The sequence below is a fragment of the Geobacillus genomosp. 3 genome (genome assembly GCF_000445995.2).
Lineage (GTDB): Bacteria > Bacillota > Bacilli > Bacillales > Anoxybacillaceae > Geobacillus.
Window position 1 is genome coordinate 2,039,764 of the sequence record NC_022080.4, and the last position, 20,463, is coordinate 2,060,226.

Annotated in this window: 22 protein-coding genes and 1 tRNA gene; 6 read left to right on the plus strand and 17 right to left on the minus strand. The window is 53.4% G+C overall.

What is annotated here, in order from left to right; genetic code table 11:
- Window positions 1–178: 178 nt before the first annotated feature.
- The 7 genes from M493_RS10050 to M493_RS10080 form a co-directional block, all read right to left on the minus strand.
- Complete coding sequence (locus M493_RS10050) at window positions 179–622, minus strand: MaoC/PaaZ C-terminal domain-containing protein (RefSeq protein WP_020960225.1); 444 nt, start codon at window positions 620–622, stop codon at window positions 179–181.
- A gap of 362 nt (window positions 623–984) precedes the next feature.
- On the minus strand, window positions 985–1,956 hold the full coding sequence (locus M493_RS10055) for a Gfo/Idh/MocA family protein (RefSeq protein WP_020960227.1): 972 nt from the start codon (window positions 1,954–1,956) through the stop codon (window positions 985–987).
- A gap of 13 nt (window positions 1,957–1,969) precedes the next feature.
- Window positions 1,970–2,911: a Gfo/Idh/MocA family protein gene (locus M493_RS10060; RefSeq protein ID WP_020960228.1), complete on the minus strand. Its 942-nt coding sequence runs from the start codon at window positions 2,909–2,911 to the stop codon at window positions 1,970–1,972.
- An 82-nt stretch (window positions 2,912–2,993) separates the two neighbouring features.
- On the minus strand, window positions 2,994–4,199 hold the full coding sequence (locus M493_RS10065) for an MFS transporter (protein ID WP_081713494.1): 1,206 nt from the start codon (window positions 4,197–4,199) through the stop codon (window positions 2,994–2,996).
- A gap of 234 nt (window positions 4,200–4,433) precedes the next feature.
- On the minus strand, window positions 4,434–4,838 hold the full coding sequence (locus M493_RS10070; protein WP_020960230.1) for a hypothetical protein: 405 nt from the start codon (window positions 4,836–4,838) through the stop codon (window positions 4,434–4,436).
- A 13-nt stretch (window positions 4,839–4,851) separates the two neighbouring features.
- Complete coding sequence (gene glsA / locus M493_RS10075; protein ID WP_020960231.1) at window positions 4,852–5,781, minus strand: glutaminase A; 930 nt, start codon at window positions 5,779–5,781, stop codon at window positions 4,852–4,854.
- Between the two features lie 160 nt (window positions 5,782–5,941).
- Window positions 5,942–6,517, minus strand: a complete 576-nt coding sequence (locus tag M493_RS10080; RefSeq protein ID WP_041267939.1) for a Uma2 family endonuclease — start codon at window positions 6,515–6,517, stop codon at window positions 5,942–5,944.
- A gap of 307 nt (window positions 6,518–6,824) precedes the next feature.
- On the opposite strand from M493_RS10080, the gene M493_RS10085 reads away from it, so the two are divergent.
- Both M493_RS10085 and M493_RS10090 read left to right on the plus strand, forming a co-directional pair.
- Window positions 6,825–7,556, plus strand: a complete 732-nt coding sequence (locus M493_RS10085) for an MBL fold metallo-hydrolase (RefSeq protein ID WP_020960233.1) — start codon at window positions 6,825–6,827, stop codon at window positions 7,554–7,556.
- A 155-nt stretch (window positions 7,557–7,711) separates the two neighbouring features.
- Window positions 7,712–7,785: transfer RNA gene (locus tag M493_RS10090), tRNA-Pro, on the plus strand.
- A 78-nt stretch (window positions 7,786–7,863) separates the two neighbouring features.
- Here M493_RS10090 and bioF read toward each other — a convergent pair.
- Entirely contained in the window at window positions 7,864–9,036 is a 1,173-nt protein-coding gene (gene bioF / locus M493_RS10095; protein WP_020960234.1) for an 8-amino-7-oxononanoate synthase, read from the minus strand.
- Between the two features lie 206 nt (window positions 9,037–9,242).
- Here bioF and M493_RS10100 point away from each other — a divergent pair, with 206 nt between their 5' ends.
- On the plus strand, window positions 9,243–9,425 hold the full coding sequence (locus M493_RS10100; protein WP_020960235.1) for a small acid-soluble spore protein H: 183 nt from the start codon (window positions 9,243–9,245) through the stop codon (window positions 9,423–9,425).
- A gap of 50 nt (window positions 9,426–9,475) precedes the next feature.
- On the opposite strand, the gene M493_RS18700 is transcribed toward M493_RS10100, so the two are convergent.
- From M493_RS18700 to M493_RS10135, 8 genes are all read right to left on the minus strand, one after another.
- The gene (locus M493_RS18700; RefSeq protein ID WP_020960236.1) at window positions 9,476–9,613 is read right to left on the minus strand and encodes a hypothetical protein; all 138 of its coding nucleotides are present in this window, start codon (window positions 9,611–9,613) and stop codon (window positions 9,476–9,478) included.
- Window positions 9,614–9,705: 92 nt separating this feature from the next.
- The gene (locus tag M493_RS10105) at window positions 9,706–10,074 is read right to left on the minus strand and encodes a VOC family protein (RefSeq protein ID WP_020960237.1); all 369 of its coding nucleotides are present in this window, start codon (window positions 10,072–10,074) and stop codon (window positions 9,706–9,708) included.
- Complete coding sequence (locus tag M493_RS10110) at window positions 10,071–10,853, minus strand: YhfC family intramembrane metalloprotease (protein WP_020960238.1); 783 nt, start codon at window positions 10,851–10,853, stop codon at window positions 10,071–10,073. Before M493_RS10110 ends, M493_RS10105 begins: the two co-directional genes overlap by 4 nt.
- A gap of 22 nt (window positions 10,854–10,875) precedes the next feature.
- The gene (locus tag M493_RS10115) at window positions 10,876–11,523 is read right to left on the minus strand and encodes an SdpI family protein (protein ID WP_020960239.1); all 648 of its coding nucleotides are present in this window, start codon (window positions 11,521–11,523) and stop codon (window positions 10,876–10,878) included.
- Entirely contained in the window at window positions 11,510–11,794 is a 285-nt protein-coding gene (locus M493_RS10120; RefSeq protein ID WP_020960240.1) for an autorepressor SdpR family transcription factor, read from the minus strand. The genes M493_RS10115 and M493_RS10120 overlap by 14 nt, the downstream gene beginning before the upstream one ends.
- Before the next feature lie 403 nt (window positions 11,795–12,197).
- Complete coding sequence (locus M493_RS10125; RefSeq protein ID WP_020960241.1) at window positions 12,198–13,745, minus strand: acyl-CoA carboxylase subunit beta; 1,548 nt, start codon at window positions 13,743–13,745, stop codon at window positions 12,198–12,200.
- 58 nt (window positions 13,746–13,803) lie between these two features.
- Complete coding sequence (locus M493_RS10130) at window positions 13,804–15,459, minus strand: class I adenylate-forming enzyme family protein (protein WP_020960242.1); 1,656 nt, start codon at window positions 15,457–15,459, stop codon at window positions 13,804–13,806.
- Between the two features lie 217 nt (window positions 15,460–15,676).
- On the minus strand, window positions 15,677–16,198 hold the full coding sequence (locus tag M493_RS10135; protein ID WP_020960243.1) for a DoxX family protein: 522 nt from the start codon (window positions 16,196–16,198) through the stop codon (window positions 15,677–15,679).
- A 265-nt stretch (window positions 16,199–16,463) separates the two neighbouring features.
- Between M493_RS10135 and M493_RS17395 the strand changes: the two genes are divergently transcribed.
- Window positions 16,464–16,745 (plus strand): PAS domain-containing protein, encoded by a 282-nt coding sequence (locus M493_RS17395; RefSeq protein WP_158413367.1) that lies wholly within the window; start codon window positions 16,464–16,466, stop codon window positions 16,743–16,745.
- The gene (locus tag M493_RS10140; RefSeq protein ID WP_158413368.1) at window positions 16,712–17,242 is read left to right on the plus strand and encodes a diguanylate cyclase; all 531 of its coding nucleotides are present in this window, start codon (window positions 16,712–16,714) and stop codon (window positions 17,240–17,242) included. The genes M493_RS17395 and M493_RS10140 overlap by 34 nt, the downstream gene beginning before the upstream one ends.
- Before the next feature lie 154 nt (window positions 17,243–17,396).
- Here M493_RS10140 and M493_RS10145 read toward each other — a convergent pair whose 3' ends face one another.
- The gene (locus tag M493_RS10145) at window positions 17,397–18,833 is read right to left on the minus strand and encodes a sodium/proline symporter (protein ID WP_023817661.1); all 1,437 of its coding nucleotides are present in this window, start codon (window positions 18,831–18,833) and stop codon (window positions 17,397–17,399) included.
- A 285-nt stretch (window positions 18,834–19,118) separates the two neighbouring features.
- On the opposite strand from M493_RS10145, the gene M493_RS10150 reads away from it, so the two are divergent.
- Complete coding sequence (locus M493_RS10150) at window positions 19,119–20,360, plus strand: aminopeptidase (RefSeq protein WP_020960247.1); 1,242 nt, start codon at window positions 19,119–19,121, stop codon at window positions 20,358–20,360.
- Window positions 20,361–20,463: the final 103 nt, after the last annotated feature.

Consider the following 20,463-nt stretch of genomic DNA (forward strand, 5'->3'; position numbering starts at 1 on the left):
GATGAATGATAGCTGAAGCGGCCTCAGCCGCTAATCACCCGGCTTGTTAGCGCTTCCAAAATAACCCTCTGACCAGCTTCCAAACCAACACTGCACCTGCGCCAGCTGCCAACTGTGGAAAACTCAGCCGTCCTGCTTTCTTCTGGCCTTTGGCTTGGAAAGGACGTTCACCGACCGCCTAGCGGCCCCCTTCCCGCGCCACGAGAACATGCACGATCGCATCGACAACCGTTTCCCCACGCTGGTTGACGATTTGTTGATGCACGGTCACGAGCCCGGCTTCCTCGCTCCGTTCCGTCAGCTGCTTCACTTCCGATTCCACGTAAATCGTATCGCCGATTTTCATTGGACGGACGAAACGGAGCGCATCGATGCCGTAAAAGGCGAGCACACACCCCGGCTCCATCACCCACAACCCGGTCGCCGCGGACAGCGTTAACATCCCGTGGGCGATCCGTTCGCCAAACCGCGTCTGCCGTGCGTACTCGCGGTCGAGATGGAGCGGATAAAAATCGCCGGAAACGCCAGCAAATTGCACAATATCAGCTTCCGTCACCGTCCGCCCGCGCGAACGATGGCGCTCGCCTACGGCATATCCTTCAAAAGGGCGGTCAAAACGCACTCCTCTCACCTCCTTGCGCAAGATCGAAACAACCAGCCTGCTCCCACCCCCTTTCCGCTCCCATTGTTCCAAATAGTGTAAATTTTCAGAACAAATAATCCAAAAGACGACTGGCACCAACTGGACTTCAAGAGCTGCGAAAGGCTGCGTCCTTTCTGTCCAGCGCCTGTCATTAGCATATGAACGACAAGCGGGGGATAGAACGATTTGTTCACCGTTTCGCGTTTCAAAACGATCATATCTCCCCGCAGCCCAAGGCGAAGCGGTTAGTTTCCCCCGGCCCGTTCCCCACGTCCCCCTGCGCTTCGTTATTCTGACGGTGAAGCATCCATTTTTTCTTTCCTTATATTTGGAAGCATCCCCTATTTCAGTTCAACTACCTCCCCTTCCCGGGCTGAAAGATAGGCAGCTTCCACCACTTTCACCGCAGCGACCCCATCCCATGCACTTGCCAGTTCTGTCGGCCTGCCGTAAATGGCATCGATAAACCCTTTTATCATCCAGCTGTATTCGTCATCCCCCCAATAGTTCCAACTTGTCCGTTGTCGATCATACGACGAAATAATTTGAGCGAATCCGTCAAAATCAATCGTCCCTTTTGTGCCCGTTACCCGTAAGGTCAATCCACCCCAGGTCGGGTAGCCAAGAGGTCGAGACCAGCTTGGGTCAATGTCAGCGATAACACCATTGTCAAATTCCAATTGAATATGGCCGACATCATCAATTCCATACGGCGACCAAAGAAAGGATCCTATTTCAGCATAGACGGTTTTTACCTCTGCCTTTAGCAGCCAGCGCATCATATCAAGAAGATGGACAGTGTGGTCCATGACCGCTCCGCCACCGGCTAACTTCCCATCAACAAACCATCCGCCCGGGCATTGCCCTTGATTTGTGCCGTGGAAAGCGAGAATATTGCCGATAATTTTGTTCGCTAGCGCCTCTTTCAATTGAAGGGCAGGGGTGTTGAAACGCATTGGGAAGGCGGTGGCTAGCACAAGCTGTTCTGTGTCAGCCTTTTTAGCCATTTTCTCCGCACTTGCCGTCGATATAGACAGCGGCTTTTCGCAAAGAACATGCTTTTTCGCCTCCAGCGCCGCGAGAGCCAACTCTTCATGCCGCGCGTTTTCCGCACAAATGATGACCGCATCGCTTTGGTCCAAAACATCTTTCAGATGACTGAAATAACTCGTCTCATGCTCAATCGCTTTTTTCTTTCCCCGTTCTTCATTGTCATCGTAAATGCCTACAAACTGTACGCCATCTGTACGGTTTAAAGTGCATGAAAACGCGTCAATATGGACATGGGCTGCAGAAAGAACACCAACTCTCATATTCTAGCTCCTTTCACTCAACAGCGATCGGTTGCCCTCGACGGGCTGATTCAATCGCCAACAAGGCGAGCGTTGTGCTTTCTATTGCCTCTTCGAAAGGGATAGGAACATCCTTGTTTTCCTTGATGGCCGTTATGAAATCGCTCAGCTCCTTATACCATGGGTCGTTTCTCAACGCGACCGCCGGCAGTTCGACAGCCTCCGATTCTGGACTTCTTTCCGTATAGACATGAAGCGGAGCCGACTGTTTATTGCTGTAGGAAAAGAGCTGCCCTTCCTGTGCCAGCTCAATCTCCTGTGCAAATCCCCCAGGATATCGCCAGCTTCCCTCGATTCGAGAGATGGACCCGTTTTGATGGCGCATTGTAATGAGCGCGTAATAATGCTCACGATCAGTTTGCGCATAGATTCTGCTCACCGGGCCAAGAACCCAGCGCAAATAATCGATGTCGTGCAGTGACAGATCGAGAATAACCCCTCCACTTTTCGAACAATCTAAAAACCAATCTCCCATCCCTTCAGGAAGTTTGGCGCGGCGCGAACATAAGGCGCTTGTTGGTTTCGTCGGATCAAGGCGTTCTCTTAACCTTCGATACTCGGGGAAATAACGAAGTACTTGACCGACCATCACTTTCTTGTCGGACTTGGCTGCAGCTTCTTTCATCGCTTGCAAATCCTCAAACGTGTGGGCGACCGGTTTTTCCAGAAAAACATGTTTTCCTTTCGCTAACGCCCTCTCAAAAGCGCCGCGGTGCAGGAATGTAGGAAGACAAATATCAACCGCCTCGGCATCTAAGTTCAGGGCATCATCGAGACAGTTAACAAATGGAATATCGTGCACACGGCCGCGGTTTGAGGTCGAGTATATGCCTACCACCTCAACATTTTTCATCCGCAAGTAGGCATTTAAGTGCACTTTGCCCATGCTGCCGTATCCTAACAAAACAATTTTCATAGTCTCCCCCTCACAATTGCCGCCGGACAAGGCAGGGAAGGGGAAGGCAAATTTTCTGCGCCCCTTCCCCATTCTCCAGCCGCTATGCTTTGGCGTTATCATATGTCTTTGTTGACTCTGCTGATAGTCCTTTTTCTCTAAAGAGCACAAAGAAAACAACAGCAATGACTGCGGCGGCAATGGCTGGATAAAACCAAAATGTTTGCCATTGGACTAAGGCATCCTTCCCTTGCGCAGTCACTATCGAATTAAACAACTGACCAGCAATCATGTTTCCAAAATACATGCCAATCCCTTGCGTGAACAGCACTAGCAAGCTTTGCGCCTGTCCTTTGATTTTTTCCCCCGCTTTTTGTTCAGCATAAATAAATCCCGTGACAAAGAAGAAGTCATAGCAAATACCATGGAGAGCAATACCTAAATACATGAACCACGTTGCCTCCGCCGGCGCCCCGAAACCGAACAACAAATAGCGGGCAGTCCAGGCGATCATGCCAACAAGCAGCATGTATTTCACGCCAAGGTGACGGAAAAAGAATGGGATCAAGAGCATAAAGAAAATCTCTGACATCTGCCCAATCGTCATGACACTGCCGACGTTTTGAAAACCGACCGCGCCAAGAAACGGTGAAGTAAACGAGTAGTAAACAGCTAACGGCACGCAAATGAGCAACGAACATACAATAAAGACAAGATAGTTTTTATCTTTTAGCATTTGTAGCGCGTCAAGGCAAAGCAAATCGCGGACCGATAACGGTTTCCCTTTCGCCGGGGCCGGGGTATGCGGCAATGTAAAGCTGAAAAGACCGAGCAAAATGGCAGCACCGGCTGCGATTTGAAAAATTGTTGGATGGTCGGAAAAACCGAGCTGCCCAATAAGAAGACCTGCAACAATCCAGCCGATTGTCCCAAATACACGGATGACAGGGAAATGTTTCACGCTGTCCGGAATGTTATGAAACGCTACATTGTTCGTCAGCGCCAAAGTTGGCATGTACGTAAGCATATAAGTGAAAACTAGCCAAACGAGAGCAGTTCCGTTTCCTGCTTTAATTTGTCCGGGAATTAACCAAAGCAAAATCCCACCAACAATATGGAGAAGACCAAGCACTTTTTCAGAGGCAAAAAACCGGTCAACGACCATTCCTAAGAAAAACGGGGCAATAATCGCAGCAATCGCACCAACTGAATATACTGTGCCGATGATGGAAGATAAACCACTTTTGGCTAACACCAATCCACCTGTCGCATACCAAGCTCCCCAAACAAAAAACTCAAGAAACATCATGGCTGAAAGTCTTGGAACTACGAATGGCTTTGTCGACACCCCTTGCTCACTCCCTCAGCGAAGAAATTCCCTTTGGCGCCACTTTTCCCTCCCTAAGCCATTCACAGCACCTCACCGCACGCCGGTGCATCACCTCCCTAGCAATTTATAAATATTCAGTCGCCGCTGAATTTAATCACTTTTTACCCGTCATACAAACAAAAAATCCCGGACTGCTCGCCCGGGATCCTCCTCTCACACTTCCACCGTCTTCCCTTCCTCAACGATATGGTAAAGCAAATGGGCCAGATGGTGGATCGGTCCATATTCTTCCTCGCCGTCTTCTGTCATTTCTTCTTCGTCGGCGAATTCAAGGTCGTTTAAGTAGAGCGCCATAAATTCGTAAAAGTCTTTCAGCTCAAAGCTGTAGCACGCGCTTGGGTCTTCGTTGTCTTCTTCATACTGAAGCATTAAGTACGATACGTTGCCTTCGTTGTCCTCGGCATCGAAAAAGACGAAATAACCGATATTGGTGTCAAGGTCAAACAAATGCCGCGTCCCGCCTTCGGTCGCCTTATCGAACTCATCTTGGCTCAGTTTGCCGACGTTCATCGCTTCGACGTCGTCTTCACGATGGAATTGGACAGTAAACGTTTTCATGTTCGTCTCCTCCTTAAAAAATGCTTAATGAATACGTTCTCGCCAACCGCTCGAGCAGCTTGACTCCGGTCAGGCTGTTTCCTTTGTCGTCAAGCGCCGGGCCGAAAATGCCGATGCCGCACCGGCTCGGGACGGCGGCGAGAATGCCGCCTGAGACGCCGCTTTTCGCCGGGATGCCGATTTTAATCGCAAATTCGCCGGATGCGTTGTACATGCCGCACGTGACCATGAACGTTTTGCAAATGCGGGCGACATCAAGCGGCATGAGCCGCTCGCCCGAATGCGGATCGCGCCCGTCAAGCGCGAACACCAAGCCGATGCGCGCTAAGTCGATGCACGTCATTTCGATGGCGCACTGCTTCGTGTACAAATCCATCAGCTCTTCGACATCTTCATCAATGATACGATGCTGCTTGAGAAAATAGCAAAGCGAACGATTTAAAAACGCTGTTTCAAATTCGGAGCGGGCCACTTCGTCGGAGTACGAAATGCGTTCGTTGCCCGCGAGGCGGCGGACGAACGCTAAGAGCCGCTCAAGCCGCTCTTCGACCGATCGGCCGCGGATCATATGCGTCACCGCCAGCGCCCCCGCGTTGATCATCGGATTGAGCGGCTTGGCCGGCTGCACTTCTTCGAGCTTCGCGATCGAGTTGAACGGGTCGCCTGTCGGCTCCATGCCGACTTTCCGGAACACCTCGTCTTCGCCGCGGTCGATTAAGACAAGGGCAAGCGTGATGATTTTCGAGATGCTTTGCAGCGTCACTTTCACCGTCACATCTCCGGCGCTCGCCACCTTGCCGTCCGGGGTGTATACAGCGATCGACAGTTCATTCGGATCGGCCTTGCCCAGGGCGGGAATGTAATCGGCTACTTTTCCATAGCGGGCGTACTGTTTCGCTTCTTCGACAAAGCGGACCAATTCTTCTTGACTGTACACAGGCATCACCGATCGTTAGTATCGCCTGTTTTTTCCTTTTCTATGCCCAAGTGTGTGGCAAACAGCCATCGATTCCCCCGCAGGCAGCCTCTTGCCCCCCGCCTGATGGATCCGCCCGCGACAAACGAACAAGGGGAGCATGCGGTTTGAACAGCAGCCGTTTTTCTTATTCTTCTTCGGCAAATACGTTTTTTAATTCGATCGCAAATCCGGGAAACAGACGGACAGGAATCGTATCATCGCGGACATACATCCCTTGGTGGCGGAATCTCCCTTCTTCGAGCACATAGACATCCATCGTCTCATTCACCGGATCGACAATCCAATACTCTTTCACCCCTGCCCGCTCGTAACGGTGAAATTTGACGATTTTATCCTTGCGCACCGTTGATTTTGAAATAATCTCCACAACGGGATCCGGCACGCCAACAATTCGTTTTCCGCGAATGTTGCTTTTGTCGCAGACAACGACAAGATCCGGCTCAACCCATTCGCGAATTTGTTCCGGATCATCCCTCTCCGCCAAACAAACGTCGATCGGAGCGCCAAATACGGTGCATTCTTTCCCCCGCAAATAGGCCGCAAACTCGACCAACAATTCACGTTGCACGGCCTGATGTTTCGGCGTCGGAGCGGGAGACATGTTGAAGACTTGGCCGTCAATGACCTCATAGCGTACATCTTCGTCGAGCATCATGTATTGCGCATAGGTGAACGGCTGCCCTTTTTCCGGCATCGGCAGCAAAACGGCCTCCTTTCCTCTTTTCTTTTTAGTATACTTGAACGCTGCCCGGCAACCTAGCGCTTTCTTTTTTCTCAACAACCTGTTGTAGGCAAGGGAGAACGGTTTCAAGTATAATGAAAAAGAGGTGAGGAGCATGCAAGGCGAGTTGATTTTCCCAAGCTCCTCAACAGTTCGCCCCGCTCCCATCACGAGTTCTTTGCGGGACATCTTGCATGCTTTGTCGTATAATTGGGGGGCGAATCCTCTATGGCAAAAGCATGGAACCGGCGGATAGAGAAAAACACGTTCATAAGGAGATGAAATGATGCAAATCGCCCAAGGCGTCATGATGCTGGAACTGCGGGTGCAATCATTCGGCAGGGAGAGCGTGTACCACCCGGTTGTCATTGCCGGTGAACAAGGAACGGTGCTCATCGATACCGGCACACCGGGGCAATGGGAGCCGATTCAAAACGCCATGACAAAAGCCGGCATTGACCCGGAAACATTGCAGGCCGTCATCATCACCCACCAAGACATCGACCATATCGGCAGCCTGCCGGAAATCAAGCAGGCGTTGTCCCATCGCGTTCGCGTCTACGCCCATCCGATCGAGAAACCGTACATTGAAGGCGAAAAAACGATTTTGAAATTCGACCGCAACCAAATGCCTCCTGAACGATGGGCTTCGCTGCCTGACGCGATGAAACAGCTTGCCGCCCGCCTGCCGAAAGCACCCGTTGATGAAACGGTGACAGACGGCTGCGTGCTCCCGTATGGCGGCATCACGGTCATCGAAACGCCTGGACATACACCAGGGCATATCAGCCTGTATTCGCCGAAACACCGCCTGTTGATCGCCGGCGACGCCCTCACCGCCGAAGACGGGCGGCTTTACGGGCCGAATCCGGCCTTCACGCCCGATATGGACGAAGCCATGCGCTCTGTCCGAAAATTGCTTGACTTTGACATCGAGACGGTCGTCTGTTACCACGGCGGAGCATGCCGCGGCGATATTCGTGAACAGTTGGAGCAAATTGTTTCATCGATGGCATAACCTCATTCGGCGGCACAGCCCTGACAGACGAAGCCTTCTCTTTTGTTAACATCGGGGATGCCGACAACGGCATCCTTCTTCTGGTTTCCTGAAAAATTAGCCATTGATCTTATCCCGTTTTTCTTGTATAATGAAGTATGTCTGACAAACCATTTCGGGATGTAGCTCAGCTTGGTAGAGCACACGCATGGGGTGCGTGGGGTCGCAGGTTCAAATCCTGTCATCCCGATCGAAAAAACCAGCCGGCAAAACGCCCGGCTGGTTTTTTCTTCTTTCACGCCTTCCCTCATCGTGATGCTGTTTTCCCCTATGAAATCAATCCGATCTGCTTTCCTGCCAAAGCGATGCAGTCAACGGCCATCTCAATGTCTTCTTCCGTCATCGCAGCGGTGAGGGAAAAGCGAATGCGCGCTGTTCCCTCACGGACGGTCGGCGGCCGGATGGCGACAGCCGCGATGCCGGCTTCTTGCAGCAGCTCGCTCATGGCCACCGCCCGATCGTTCGGGCCGACAATCACCGGAACGATCGGCGTCTCGCTGCCGCTTATGTCAAATCCAAGCCGCTTCAATTTTGCGCGGAATGTTTCGCTTAAGGCGTGCAGTCGCTCACGCCGCTTTGGCTCCGCTTGGACAATATGAATGGCGGCTTCATTGGCGGCGAGAACCGCCGGCGGCAAGGCGGTCGTAAAAATTAGGCTGCGGGCGCTGTTGATCAAATAGTCGACCAGCCACGGCTCGCCCGTTACATACGCGCCGAAGCTGCCGAGCGCTTTGCTGAAGGTGCCGATGGCGATCACATCCTCTTCCTTCTCAAGCCCGACATGGTGAAGCAACCCTTCGCCGTTTGGCCCGAACACGCCGCCGCTGTGCGCTTCGTCGACGACCAAAACGGCGCGGTAACGCCGTTTCAGCTCAACAAGCTCCTCGAGCGGCGCCATATCGCCGTCCATGCTGAAAACGGCATCGGTAATGATCCATTTCCGCTTACCGGGCGGAGATTGCTTCAACAACGTCTCCAGCTGGTCGATGTCGTTATGCCGATAGCGGAAACAGGCGGCTTTGCTCAATCGGATGCCATCAATCAAGCTCGCATGGTTCAACTCGTCACTAAAAACAAGATCATCGCGGCCGACTAACGCTGTCAATACGCCGATGTTGGCCGTATAGCCGCTGTTGAAAATAAGCGCCGCTTCCGTCTTTTTCCATTGTTTCAATGCGGCTTCCGCCCGCTCATAGAGCGGATGGTTGCCGACGATGAGCCGCGATGCGCCTGCTCCAGCCCCATATACACGCATCGCCTCGCAGCCCGCTTCGACAAGCCGCTTGTCATCGGCCAATCCTAAATAATTGTTGGATGCCAGATTCAACATCCGCCTTCCGTTTAGAATGACCGAAGCGCCTGACGCCTCTGCCCGGCGCAGCTGGCGCTTTTGCGCTTTTTGTTCCCATTCGTGCAGTTGCGCGGTCAGTTCGGTTTTCATCCCCATCCCCCTTTATGTAAACTTATTATAAAAAACAGTTTACATTAAAACGTGTGAATCGGCTAGGAAAAGATGATCGATTTTGTTAGCTGATTATTTCGCACATTGTTTTGGAAATTATCGATTTTTCACCTTCAGCTACATGCATAATCCAATCGCAGGCATGTCATACTATACGTGTTATCGGCAAAAAGGAGGTGCTCGAGATGGATGCCCGTCGGGCGCAAGAAATCGCGTCGTCGCCGGTGATGGCAAACGTCACATACAACGGCCAGCGCATTTACATCGAACATGTCGATCAGCAAAAAGGCGTAGCGACGATCCACCCGCTTGACAACCCAAGCCAAAAGCAAAGCGTGCCGGTCGCAAGCTTAGAAGAGCATGCTTAACCGCAAAAAAAAGCGAGAGAAAGGAATCGCCCTTTCTCCCGCTTTTTGATTTAATCGGCCGTCAGCTCTTCCCGCTGCTTGTAGGCCTCTTGCACCGTTTGTTCCTTCATCGCTGTCCGGCCTGCCGTCCGAGTGTCGGCGGCGTGGGCCGGCTGCCCGGCGCGTTGGTCGTCCGGTTTCCGTTTCATCGCCATCCCCTCCTTCACCCCTAGCATGCCCCGAATGAAACGGGTTTACGACCGCGAAGGGGAAAGCGGCCCTTCCCGCCTCAAGCACGGTTTCACCTGATTTTTTCTAGCAGCTCGATCCGGTTGTGGAACGGATCGCGAAACGAAAACCGCTTTACCCCCGGGATCGGTTTTTCGTCTTGCGTCGCGACGCCTCGCTCTTCCAAATAGCGGCGCGCCGCTTCCACATCTTCCACTTCAAAGGCTGGATGGCTTTTGCTGTTGTAGCCGTCTCGGTTTTCTACTCCAATATGAAGTTGAATATCGCCGACTTCATACCAAATCCCGCCATTTGCCTTCAACGACTCGGGCTTTTCGATTTCTTGAAAACCAAGCACACCGGTGTAAAAAGCGCGCGCTTCGTCTTCGGCGCCAACAGGAATGCAAATTTGCACATGGTCAAGCCGTTTGACGCGAATCACCGTTTCTTCCCTCCCTGTTCGAATGCTCGTTTTATACGGCGGGTGAACAAAACAGCCGCGAGCGCCCAAACGAGCAGCACCGCTTCGACCGCCCAGACGTTCGTGATGACTTTCGCCTGGTAGAGCGCCGGCAGCACGTCCATCGCCGCATGGATGAAGATGGCATAAACGACATAGCGGAACTGCCGCTCGCGCACCCCAAGCAAAACGAGCAGTGACAAGGCGACATGCACCGCAAGCGCCAACAGCCGTTCCAAGCCGCCTACGATATACAGCGCAAACGGCGTATGCAGCACTTGTTCCTTGATCAGCTCCGCCTGTCCTGCCGGAAGCGATGGGGCGATCGTTTTGTCAAAAGCGCCTGTTTGGATGAGGCTCATGAGCACCATCGTGTTCACGGCGCCAAACACGCCAAGCAAAATCGCTTCCGTCCCGCCGTGGCCAAGCCCGAATGACAGCCCATCGACATATGCGCGTTTTTGTTTCAACAGCCAGCGAAACCCGACATAACGGCCGATTTCTTCAAACACGCCGGCGGCGAGCGCCGCATACAAAACGAAAAGCCAAACGTTGTCCGTTCCTTTTAACGCCGGGCGTCCCGGTTCGAGTACGGCGATGTGAAGCGCTTTTTCCAACACTTGCGAGAAAACGAGAAAGATCAACGCACCGATGCCAAGCGCTTTCCACGAAAGCCATCCTTTTTTCCTTCCGTACCATACAAGTCCGATGGGAACGAACAACGAAATGCATAACTGCGCCACCGCGCCCGCCATGACCATATGATCTCCCCCTTCCGCTTATTTAGGAACGTTTGCGCTGCTCTTTCCGAAAATAAAGAAACGATTGGACAATCAAATACAAATTGCCAAACACTATGACGAACATCAAAAGAACAAATTGGATGTCCCCGCGCCAGAACGCGGTCAACATCAACAACACTCCCATTCCAATGAACACTTTGCCGCCAAGGCGGTGCGTCTTGTTCCAAACAGTTTCGCTCTCTAACGTCCACGGCGTACGGATGCCGATAAAATAATTATGTTTGATTTTCGGCATGTAGTTTCCAAGCACAATAAACAGCACCCCGACGCCAAGCGGCGCAAGCCGTCCAACATCGACCGGAACCCCGAGATTGTACGCCAATGTTACGATATGCAGGCTCAAGAAAAAGCAGGCGAGCGCCGCATTGACAATGCCGTAGCTTTTTTGAAACCGGCCGTAGTTGGCCTTTTTCGGATCAAAGTTTGGCAATACTTTCATAAAAATAAGGAGACCTGTCATCAATAAAGGCGGCAAAAACGCGCCAACCCATTTGTTGCTGAAGCCGTCGGCTTCACCCGCTGCGTTCCAGTGAATGGCCACTTGATCCGGCAAATAAGGAATGGCGGCCAAACTGATGACATAAGCGAAAACAGTGAGCGCGACCGCAAGCCGATTACTCTTCATCATGTCTCTCCCCCTTTTCGACAAAGTCGTAAAACCAGCGAAGCAAATCTTGAAACACCGTCGTGTTGAGCGAATAGTAAATGTGTTGGCCGTCGCGGCGGTCTTGCACTAAATCGGCCTGTTTCAACACCTTCAAATGATGGGATACGCTCGGTTTTTGCATATCGAAATGCGAGGCGATTTCCCCTGCCGTTAAATCCCCTTTTCGCAACAACGATAAAATTTTCCGGCGCGTCGGGTCGGCAATCGCTTTAAACGCTTCGTTGAATGACAACAGGAATCCCACCTTGCGAACGAGTTTTGGATGCATCTGCAAAAGTCAAACGAGCCGCTAAAAGAGGCCTTTCATTCATCGCTGCTTTTTCGCTGTCTGTTTTTGGCATGTTTGTAGTTAGATATTTAAGAAATCATCTAAATATAAGACGAGTTTTTCGATATTTAGATAACTTTCTAATTAAAGAATATGCGATTTCCAACAGACTGTCAATGTCCTTCCTGATTTTCAACATCCTACTGTGTTAGTTTGATAGCTGCCGGCTTATCGAAGACTGTGCAGCATCGCGCCAAAAGTCCGCCTCTTTTACGAGACGCATGCAGTTCCGGCCCGCATATTTGGAACCAAGTAGAAAAAGGGGGCCTACCGCCTTTGGCCCACCCTTTCTTCTTTCTGCTTTCTACTAAAACCCCGTCGGCCAAGAAGCGAGCAACCGCTCGCTTTTTTCCCGCTTGGACGCAAGCAAATATTCGAGCGTTTGGCAAAGGAATTTCCGCGTCTTTGCCGGATGGATGACGTCATCAATCAAATGTTTGCGCGCCGCCCCGTACGGCGAGCTGTCGAACGACCACTGCTTGAGCAGTTCTTGGCGGCGCTCATGCGGGTGGCCGGCGCGTTCAAGCTCGCGGCCGTATACGACGTTGACGCCGACTTCCGGACCCGTAAAGTTGATTTCCGCGCTCGGCCAGGCGACAACAACATCCGCCCCCATTCCCGGTCCGCACATATTGCCGTACGCCGCACCGATGCTTTTGCGGATGACAACCGAAATTTTGGGGACGGTTGATAGAGCAAGCGCCTGATTCCACACCATAATTTTCGTTGCCATTTTCGCTTTTTCCGCCTCGACGCTGATGCGGAAGCCAGGCGTATCGTGCAAAAAGATGAGCGGAATATGGTACGAATCGCACAGGCAAATGAATTCCGTCGCCTTTTGGCATTCCTGCGGCCCGGGCGCTCCCCCGTATTGGTTCGGCTGGCTGGCGATGATGCCGACCACATGGCCGTTCAGATGCGCCAAAGCAGTGATCAGCGCCTTGCCGAATTGTTTCTGGCACTCAAAATAGTCGCCGTCATCGACAAGGCAGGCGATGATGTTTCGCATATCATAGACGCGGCTTCGTTTGTCCGGCAAAATTGAAAATACTTCCTCAACCATCCGATATGGGTCATCGTCCGTCTTCCGCAGCGGCGGCCGTTCATCTGCGTGTTGCGGCATGTACGAAAAAAACCTTTTTAGTTGCCCAATGCATTCTGCCTCTGTCTCGCCATCGGCGTCAATCTGTCCGGTGTATTGATGGTGGATGTCGACGCCGCCAAGCTCATCCGGGGCGACGCGCTGCCCGTTGGCCAGTTCGAGCATGCGCGGCCCGGCGATCGCCATGCATGTCCCCTTCAGTTGCGTGACAAAATCGCAGCTGACCGCCGTCCATGTCGGCCCGCCGTAGCTGTCTCCCAAAATCGCCGCCATCGTCGGCACTTGCCGGTGGTGGGTGAGCAGCTCGCGCGGAAACAATTTGTCGCTGATCCCATCCGACCCCATTCCGTCCGGCATGCGCAACCCGCCGCCTTCATGGAGGAAAAACATCGGCAAGCCGTTGCGCACAGCCAACGCATGCATCTGCCGCGACTTGCGCAAATGGACGCTCCCTTCCGTTCCCGCGAGCACCGTTTTATCCCCGGCGATGATGACCGCCGGACGGCCGTCCACTTTGCCGATGCCGGCGACAAGTCCATCTCCGTACGTCGTTTCTTCCAATCCCGGCTGGTCGGATGTGTTCAGTTGCCCGAACTCGACAAACGTCCCTCGGTCAACGAGCAAGGCGATTCGTTCTCTGGCCGTCAGCAACCCTTTTTCATGTTGCCTGGCGATTTTCTCTTCGCCGCCGCCCAGCGCAGCGCGCGCCTTTTTCGCCATCAGTTCGTCTGTTAATTGCCGCAACTTCTCCAACCGTGACCCCCCTTTTTTGAAAAAGGCGGGGCGGCCCTCGCCAACCCCCGCCGCTATGTTATTCTCTTGGCAGCAGTTTTCGCAGCACTTTTCCTGACGGTGTTGCCGGCAGCTCGTCAATCAGCTCGATATAACGCGGATATTTGAACGCCGCCATATGCGTTTTCGCCCATTCGATCAAATCAGACGACGCCACCTTCTCTTTATACGAATCATGGAGAACAACAAACGCTTTCGGCACTTCCCCTTTCATCGGGTCAGGCACGCCGATCACCGCGCATTGCCTGACAGCCGGGTGTTCGTTCAACAGCGCCTCGACGTCTTCCGGGAAGACGCTGTAGCCGGACACTTTGATCATTTCCTTCAACCGCCCTTGAAAATACAAATAGCCGTCTTCATCCATATAGCCGATATCACCCGTGTACACCCAGCCGTCTTTAAGCGTTTCTTTCGTCGCCTCATCGCGGCGGAAGTAGCCTTGAAAAACTCCCGGATTTTTGACAACAATTTCCCCCGACTGCCCGGGCCCAAGCTCCCGTTTCGTTTCCGGGTCGATGATGCGGATGTCCGTCTCATATGTCGGGATGCCGCACGACCCAAATTTCACACGGTCATCCGGCATGAACGTGTCGCACGTATGCGTCTCGCTCAACCCGTAGGCGGCTTCGTACAACAGGCATCCGCCGGTCGCCTCCGCCCACCGCTCGGCAAGGTCTTTCGTCACCGGCAGGCCGAAGCTGGTGGCCAAGTTACGTTTTAAACTTGACACGTCAGCCGAAGTCGTAGGCAGCACTTGCAATATAGCAGCGTTCATGGGGGCGATGCTGTACCAGGCGGTCACCTTGTACGCTTCGATGGCCTTGATCGTCGCCAGCGGGTCAAAGCGGGTGAACAGCACGCACGGGTGGCCGGTATACACCGGAGTATTCAACCCCATCACCATCCCGGCAATATGACAAAGCGGCGAATGGGCCATCAGCACTTCCGCTTTTTCCGTCAGCCGGTTCGCCTGCGCGGATGCGGCCGTCTTAAACAGCGCGTTGCCGTACGTCAGCATCGCCCCTTTCGGCCGCCCGGTCGTCCCTGAGGTAAAAATGATCAGCCCGGCATCGTTCCATAAGTCAATGGAAGCGGCCTCATCAAACGGCGGATGGGCGGCGACGACAGCCGCAAAATCATCTGCACCGCTCTCCGTCCCTTTTGGCTGCACAAGCTCGGCGCAAAGCGGGATCTCCCCAGACGGATCGGCGTAATCGCCGTAATGGCATGACACGATAAACGACAGCGGCGCCGTTTCCCGCTCCGCCTGTTTCACACGGGCTACTCCGTCCATACCAGCGACAACGCCCGCCAACGGCACTTCGGTGAAAAAGTAGGCCAGTTCGGATTCACGGTACATCGGATTGAGCGGAACAACGATGCCGCCGAGCTGCTGAATGGCAAAGTGGGCGATGATGTATTGCGGGCAGTTTTGCATGTACAAAGCGACGTAGCTTCCTTTCCCCACCCCTTTTTCCCGCAAATAACGGGCAAAACGGTGAACGTGATCGAGCAATGTTCCCCACGTGATCACCTTGTTATAGAAAATGTACGCCGGCCTGTCCCCCTCCTGCTCGCCGCGATGGCGCAAATAACTGTAGAGCGGCTGCTCACCGAGCACATAGCGGAGCTCCTGCGGCAGCCCGCTCGGCCAATACGGGCGCGTTTGGTTCATGTCTCCCACCGTCCTTTCGAAAATGCTAACCGGTCAGTATAACAGGAAGCGGTTTCAAACGTGCTGCCAGTACATCGTATGATTCTTTTTCCGCACTCATCCGTGTTTTTCCTTCCGCTTCCGAAAAAAACGGTAAACGGCCGCCCCCTTCCATTCGGAGAAGGAGCGGCCGTTGGGAAAAGGAGGTATTCGGCACGGCTTGGTCAGTATGCCATCGTCATTTGTGCGCTGCAGCCGGACGGTGCGGATGATTCGGGCGATGCGTGCTGCCCATCCGCTCACGGAGATACGGCAATACCCAACGGTCCAAACCGTAGCGGCCCGCGTTCGCCCCGGCAACGAGAATGAACACCGTCAGCAGCACCATTTGCGGGTTCGTGCTCGTCGTGCCCGAGAACATAAAGGCGAAGTTCATCACCGCTCCCATGAGGGCGGCAAATGTCGTAAACAACCCGAGAATGAGTGCGATCCCAATGAGAAATTCGCCCCACGGCACGAGGAAGTTGAACAACCCGACGTTCGGCAGCGCCACATTTTCGATAAACGCCGCCCACCAGCTTTGCACGGCCGGATGTTCGCCGGTCGCCTTCGCCAACGCTCCTTTCAAAAACCCGGTTGCATCAAAGCCATGCGTAATTTTCTCCCATCCTCCCATGAGCCATTCATACCCTAAATACAAGCGGAAGACGACCATCAACGCCGACGCCGTGACGTGTTCGCGCAGCCATTTGACAACCATCGTGTTTCTCCCCTTTCATTTTGGAAAATGTTCCTTACACTTTTATCTTAATCGTTTTTTCGCCTCGCGGAGCAAGGTTGCTCACCATTTCACGATATATTCAAAAAGTTATGACGAAACCATGACTGTCCAATCCCTCTCATCATATTAGGTCTTTTTACACAGGAAAAAGGATTGACGTCTTGCCTCTTATACCGGAAAATAAAATAAACAATGTTAATTTTTAGAGAAAAGGAACGATTCAATGGAGGGGAAAAGAAAGAACATGTTATTAAGGCAAATGGATCACTTGTACGAGCAAATTGTCGAACATACGAGCCAAGGGATTATGGTGACCGATGCCGACGCCTGCATTCTTTTTGTCAATCGGGCGTTTACGGCCATCACCGGCTACAGCAAAGACGATGTGCTCGGAAAAACACCGCGCCTCTGGCAATCGGGGAAACACGGGAAACCATTTTACGCCCAATTATGGACATCATTGCTCGAAACGGGACGATGGCAAGGGGAAATTTGCTACAGCATATGCTGTCGCTTGACGGATTGACCGGCATCGCCAACCGCCGTTCATTCGATGAGCGCCTCGTCCACGAGTGGGAACGTGCGAAGCGGCATAAAGCGCCGTTTGCCGTCATGATGGTCGACATCGATGCGTTCAAACGGTTCAACGATACGTACGGTCATCAATGCGGGGACGACTGTTTGCGCCAAATCGCCTTGTCGCTGAAACAAACGGCAGAACAATACGGTGGGACAGCGGCGCGCTATGGGGGAGAGGAATTTGCCGTCATTTTGCCGCGCACTTCGCCGTCCGAAGCAGCGGCAGCCGCCGAGGCCATACGGGCAAACGTCGAGCGGCTCGCCATTCCGCACGGTTCCTCGCCCGCTGCTTGTGTTGTTACGGTCAGCGTCGGAGCCGCCGTCACCGTCCCACAACCAAATGAAGGCGCGCAAACCGTTCTTTCCCTTGCCGATCAGGCGCTTTATCGAGCCAAGCAAAACGGGCGCAACCGGACGGAAGTAGCTTGTCCCATTTGTGAATGAATCTTTCTCCTTGTTCCTAGGCGCGCATACAATGGCGACAAAAAGTTTTTACGGAAAAGTCTCATGGACCAATGTTTGACGACAGCGAACAGCCATGACGGCGATGCCTCCCCCTGACGCGCGGGGGAGGCATCCGTATCAGCCGCCCGACAGGCTACCTCGCCTGCTGCCGATCAGGGAACAACAGGCTAAACAGCACCCCGGCCGCCAGCGCAATGGCAAATGTCGCAAACCGTGAGCTAATGATGGCTTCAAGCGGCGAGGAAATCCAAAGAATCGTGCTGACAAAACCGGCGACGATCGTTGCGATGACGCCGACGCCGGAATACCGTTTCCAGAAGAAGGAAAGCAAAATCGCCGGCGACAGCGTGCAGCCGATTCCCGCCCACGCCCAACTGACAATGAAATACACAAGCGATTCCGATGTCATCGCCAGCACCAAACCAAGCAGCCCGGCCACGACCACCACCGCGCGGGAAAGCGCGACAAGCTGCTTTTCCGACAGGCGGAGGCGCAACGAGCGACGGACAATATCTTCGCTAATGGAGCTGGTGATCACAAGCAGCTGGGAATCGGCTGTCGTCACGATGGCCGCCAAAATGCCAGACAAAAGCAGCCCCGCCAGCCACGGCGGCAGTAAATCGAGCGCCATGTGCGGCAATACCGTTTCAACATCGGCGAAAGATTGATTTTGGTAAAGCGCGACCGCCGCCAGACCAATCAAAAAGGCGCCGCCATACGCCAACAGCGTCCAGATAATGGCGACCGTCTTTGCCGTTTTCGCTTCGCGGGCGTCTTTTAACGCCATGAAGCGGACGCTTAGTTGCGGCTGGCCGCCCAGGTAGCCAAAAAACCAGGCGAAATTGTTAAACAACAATAGCCCGAGCGCAAACCCAGCCGCCCCGCCCGTCCATGAGTCAAGGCCCGGTTTGGCTTGATGAAGCGCTGCGCTGATGGACAGGCCGCCGCTGTAAATTTCCAAAAGCGCCACAATGGGCAAAATCACGAGCGTCGCCAACATGAGCACACTTTGAATCATATCCGTCCAGACGACGCTGACAAAGCCGCCGGTATACGACAACATGATAACAATCGCCACACTGATGACCATCCCAAGCTTCGGATCAATATGAAACACCGTAAACAGCGTCTTGCCCGCTCCGGCAATTTGCGCGCTAAAGTAAAACATCATAAAACTGAAAATAAGGACCGTCGAAAGCCACAAAATCGTCCGCCCATGGGCGCCGAACCGTTTGGCTAAATAGCTTGGCAAGGTCAGCGCTCCGTACCGCTCCGCCTCTTGGCGGAAACGATCGGCCAGAAAGAGCCAGGCGCACACGATGCCGATGACAATGCCGACGGCCACCCAAATGGCAGAAAGGCCGCTCGCAAACACAAACCCAGTGTAGCCAAGCAACAGCCAGGCCGATTCTCCTGTCGCCCGCTCGGAAAACGCGAGCGCCCAGCCGGGAAGTTTTTTTCCGCCAAGCAAAAAGTCAGAGTGGCTCATCTCTTTTCTTCCATACCGATATCCAAGCACCGCCATGACCAAACAGTAAAGGACGAGCTCCGCCAAAATGATGCCATTCATCGTTTCTCCTCCCTGTTGTATCATTCGCTTGGCCGCCATCGCTCCATGCTCTCCTTCTCTTCCCGCCATCCCCCCTTTTGTAGAAAAAGCCGGCATTGCCATCGTGTAGGACGACAATGCCGGCGCTGCTGTTCCATCGTTTTCCCTTCCTGCTGTCTTCTCTTTTACTATTACGTTTATGACCGGAGTATGTCATTTATTCCAGCAACCGAACTGTATGAAAGTTGCCAAAGGGAACAATATTGTATTAAAGTGGACTTGACACCAAAAAAAGGAGTGACCGAAGTGGATCGTTGGGAAAACGAATTACAAAAATACGCCGAGCTGGCTGTGAAAGTCGGCGTCAACGTCCAGCCCGGGCAGACGCTGTTCGTCAACGCCCCGCTCGAAGCGGCGCCGCTCGTCCGCAAAATCGCCAAAACCGCGTACGAAACCGGAGCGAAGCACGTATACGTCGAATGGAACGACGAAGCGCTGACATACATCAAATTTACGCACGCCCCGACCGAGGCGTTTTCTGAATACCCGATGTGGCGGGCAAGAGCGATGGAAGAGCTTGTGGAACAAGGGGCGGCCTTTTTATCGATTTACGCTCCCAATCCGGACTTGTTAAAGGACGTCGACCCGGCGCGCATCGCCACGGCAAATAAAACGGCGTCCCAGGCGCTCGCCAACTATCGGAGCGCTGTGATGGCCGACCGAAACTGTTGGTCGCTCATTTCCGTCCCAACAGCGGCATGGGCGCAAAAAGTGTTTGCCGGCCATAGCGAAAAGGAAGCGATTGACAAGTTGTGGGAAGCGATTTTCCATATCGTCCGCGTCGACCAAGACGACCCAATCGCCGCCTGGCAAGAGCACAACGACCGGCTCGCCCGCATTGTCGATCACTTGAACGCGAAACAATACAAGCAGCTTGTGTACGAAGCGCCAGGCACCCATTTGACCATCGAACTCGTCGACGGCCACGTCTGGCACGGCGGCGCGGCGACAAGCCAAAGCGGCATCCGCTTCAATCCGAACATGCCGACCGAAGAAGTGTTTACGATGCCGCATAAAGACGGCGTCAACGGCACAGTGCGCAACACGAAGCCGCTCAACTACAACGGCAACGTGATCGATCGGTTTACGCTCACATTCAAAGACGGTCAAGTCGTCGACTTCAGCGCTGAACAAGGATACGAAACGCTTAAACATTTGCTTGACACCGATGACGGAGCGCGCCGCCTCGGCGAAGTCGCCCTCGTCCCGCACCAGTCTCCGGTGTCGCTGTCGAACCTCATTTTTTACAATACGCTGTTTGACGAAAACGCCGCCTGCCATCTCGCTCTCGGCAAGGCGTACCCGACCAATATCGAAAACGGCGCGTCGCTTTCCAAAGAGGAGCTCGACCGCCGCGGCGTCAACGACAGCCTCGTCCATGTTGACTTTATGATCGGCTCGGCTCAGCTGAACATTGACGGCGTGACAAAAGACGGCCAACGCGAACCGATTTTCCGCAGCGGCAACTGGGCGTTTGAACTTGAATAATTCTTTTTCTGCGGCAGTACAGCAAAAAAACAAGGCTGTTTCAAGGCGATTCAATCCGCCTTTGAAAACAGCCTTCCCCTATTGAAATCGATCGTTCAAAACG